This is a genomic window from Stagnihabitans tardus (genome assembly GCF_009925085.1).
Taxonomy (GTDB): Bacteria; Pseudomonadota; Alphaproteobacteria; order Rhodobacterales; family Rhodobacteraceae; genus Stagnihabitans; species Stagnihabitans tardus.
This window is the reverse complement of record NZ_JAABNR010000060.1, coordinates 1-2,922: the sequence shown is the minus strand read 5'-3', so window position 1 is coordinate 2,922 and position 2,922 is coordinate 1. Positions and strand designations below refer to the sequence as shown.

Below are 2,922 nucleotides of genomic sequence, written 5' to 3'. Positions count from 1 at the left end.
GGAGATTGTCCAGGCACGCCTCCCTCGGCGTGATGTCGACGCGGACATCGCCCCAGTCCTCGGACGGGATCTCCGAGAGCCGCCGCTCCATCAGCGCCTCGCCGGTCGAGACGATCTGGATCACCGCAGCCAGGACATGTCGGTCATCGACATCGGGCAGATCGAGCCCGGCAATCAGCGGCTCATATCCTTCGACGAAGCATTCTTCGAAATGCTCGCGGATCAGGGCTTCTTGCCGACGGATGCTGACCTCGAGCTCGGGGCGCAACCGGAGGAGGTTTCGCGTCCACTCGGCGAGGATCATGTCGGTCAGCCGCGCCCGGAACAGACCCTCCTTGGCGAAGCTGAAGATCACATCCCGGATGCGGACGGGAAAGAGCACGTTGGCATCGAGCACCACCACGAAGGGGTTGGCCGTGAAGCTCATGAGCGGTCGAACTCTTGGCCAAGGCGGGCAAGTTCCACCAGCGCCGCCTCCTGGCGTTGAGCTTTCTCTTCGCGGTAGCGCATCAACTCGTCGATCCGGATCCTGCGATGACTGCCGACCTGCTCGAAGGCAATGTCGCCGCGCAACAGGAGCTTCGTCAGGAACGGCCGCGAGACGTTGAGCATGTCGGCCGCTTCCTGTGTGGTCAGCATCGTGCCCACGGGCACCAGCGTCACCATGTTCCCATTGGCCACATGCCCGAGGAGCTCGATGATGAGGTGGCCGACCGCAGGGGCGATCTTCACCGCCATGCCGTTTTCGCCAGAAACCTTAAGACCGCCGTCGAGATCCATCGCATTGGCAATCGCCGTGGCCGCATGGGCCGCGCTGTCGATCTCTTCTTGAGTCGGCGGGCGCTCCATCAGCCCCCGATCCTCAATGTTCCCTGCCGCCGTTGCCATGATCGCTCTCCCGTTTTGTCTCAGGCATATAGGTCCCATGACCATCGCCGCAAGCGATATAACTGAAATATCCGAAATAAGTGTAACCATGTTGTCGAACTTCGCGTCTTGGCGGCGCATCAAGCGAAACGAAGGCGACCTATCTTGGCGAGTCCGACGGCGAAATGGGTTGGCAGGTCAGCGTGATCACCCCACTGCCCTGCCGCGCCATCCGATGAAGCTCGACGGACCGTCATAGGCGGCATGGCGCGTCTCATCGATGACGAAACCGAAGGTACCGAGCTTGTACTCCTTGGACGGAACGAGGAAGCGGCGCTCGGGAGCGGAATGATCGCGCTGCCCACCGAGGCTGGCGATCACCTCGGTGAAGCCCGGGTTGTGGTCAGAGTAGATAGCCGAGATCACGACCCAGTCACTGGCATGATCCCGGGCGAAGCCCTCCGCATCTCGAGTGCGGGATTTACCAGCCTGCAGCGCTCGGCCATGGATCGCCTCCCAGGCGTCGGGCCAGCTGTGACGCAAGGTCTCTTCCGCCTGCTTCCGCTCGAGGGTGGTGAACAGCTCGGGCCAGGCAGTGGCGACAGCAGCCCAGGCGGCATCCTCCTCGTAGAAGCCAGCGGGGTTGCGAAGGAGGGTATGCACCTTGGCGATGCGCTCGGGCGAGAGGTGGAAGCCGCCATGGCCGGCGGTCGTGTGGAATACGACACCCTCGCCGTAGTGGACCGCGCCCTGCGACGGTCCCCAGGGCGTGCTAGCGGGGGAGCGAGTTTCGCGCCGAGCAAGGGCCGCCACTTCGGCTTGGTGCTCGGCCTGCTCCTGGACCAGTGCATGGAAGGCAGCCTCGTCGGCGAGGTCCCCACCATGGCCGTAGAAATCAGCACGGGTCCAATCCGACAGAGGCTTCGGGAGCCGCCAGCCGCTGCTGAGGAAAAAGCCCCCGTTGCGCTTCGGGATCATGGCGAAGGCGGCATCACCGAGCCGGGCGACGATCAGACGGTCGGCGCTCTTGCCGAGTTCCGGACTGGGCAACGAGGCGGGGGTTCGAGGTGCGAGGGTGAAATCGTCAGCCACGACGGGCTCCTTTCGATATGAGAAGACCCCGGAGCCGAAGGCCCGGGGTTGAGAGGATGAGGGTTGCATTGGCGGGAGCGCGTGCGTCAGCGCGCCTCGATGCTCAGGCACCGCCGGGCGGCGGAGCGCGCCTCGGCATGGGCCTGCAGCAGCTCGCGGTAGTAGCGCTTGCGCACCGCGCGCCAGCTGCGGATGGCGAGCATGTCGGGGTGAAGCCGCCGGATCGCCGTGCGCAGAACCGTCAGGTTCGACGCCTCGGGCGAAAGGCCCAGATCCGTGTAGATCCGGCTCATGTCAGCGGCTCCCTCGATCCGCTGTGTCTGGCTCGTCCGAGATCTCGTTGACGTCGAGCTGAACGGTGCGGGCCTTGGCATCGAAGCAGAACTCACCCTCGGCACCACCGGGGAGGATTTTCAGCAGGGCCGGATCACCGAGGAGATCGAGGACGATCTGCTCGACGACCTCGGCGAGGGTCAGGTCGCGCCACTCGACCTCCGGCGCATCCCAGGTCAGGGCAGCGTAGCGGAGCCGGGTCGTGGGAAGTTCGGCCGGATGCGGTCCCGCCCAGGGGGCGATACTGTCGATCCGGGCGGCAGGGCCGAGACCGGTGAAGACCACCGTGAGGTGGGTGATTCCAGCCTCGGACAAGGCATCGAAGAGCCTGCTCTGGTTGACCGGACGCAGGGCATCGATGCGGGCCTGCTGGTTGATGCGCGCCCCGAGAAGAGAGGCGAGGCGGAAGCGTGGTGCCATCGGCGCGCGGAGCGTGGCTTGGGTGGAAAACATCGGAGATCTCCGGGATAGGGTGACTGGGGGAGCCCGGGCGGGGAGGAGCGGAGAGTGTCCGGCCTTCTGTGTATCGGTGATCTGGTCCATGCTTCCTGAGAGGAGCAAGGACGATGACGATTTCGAACGAATTGCTGGACGAGTTGCTGCAGGGCTGCAAGCGGCCGGAAGATCTGC

5 protein-coding genes are annotated in these 2,922 nt (G+C 64.7%); all 5 read right to left on the bottom strand.

Going from position 1 to position 2,922, the window contains the following annotated elements; translation table 11 throughout:
- Positions 1–427 (bottom strand): PIN domain-containing protein (locus tag GV832_RS21455; protein ID WP_168776901.1); only part of this gene is annotated, 427 nt, incomplete at its 3' end.
- On the bottom strand, positions 424–1,008 hold the full coding sequence (locus tag GV832_RS21450; RefSeq protein ID WP_227754608.1) for a helix-turn-helix domain-containing protein: 585 nt from the start codon (positions 1,006–1,008) through the stop codon (positions 424–426). The genes GV832_RS21455 and GV832_RS21450, both read right to left, overlap by 4 nt.
- A gap of 66 nt (positions 1,009–1,074) precedes the next feature.
- Positions 1,075–1,959: a DUF7007 domain-containing protein gene (locus GV832_RS21445; protein ID WP_354002004.1), complete on the bottom strand. Its 885-nt coding sequence runs from the start codon at positions 1,957–1,959 to the stop codon at positions 1,075–1,077.
- An 86-nt stretch (positions 1,960–2,045) separates the two neighbouring features.
- Positions 2,046–2,252 (bottom strand): hypothetical protein, encoded by a 207-nt coding sequence (locus GV832_RS21440; RefSeq protein ID WP_168776899.1) that lies wholly within the window; start codon positions 2,250–2,252, stop codon positions 2,046–2,048.
- A gap of 1 nt (position 2,253) precedes the next feature.
- The gene (locus GV832_RS21435) at positions 2,254–2,745 is read right to left on the bottom strand and encodes a DUF6878 family protein (RefSeq protein WP_168776898.1); all 492 of its coding nucleotides are present in this window, start codon (positions 2,743–2,745) and stop codon (positions 2,254–2,256) included.
- Positions 2,746–2,922: the final 177 nt, after the last annotated feature.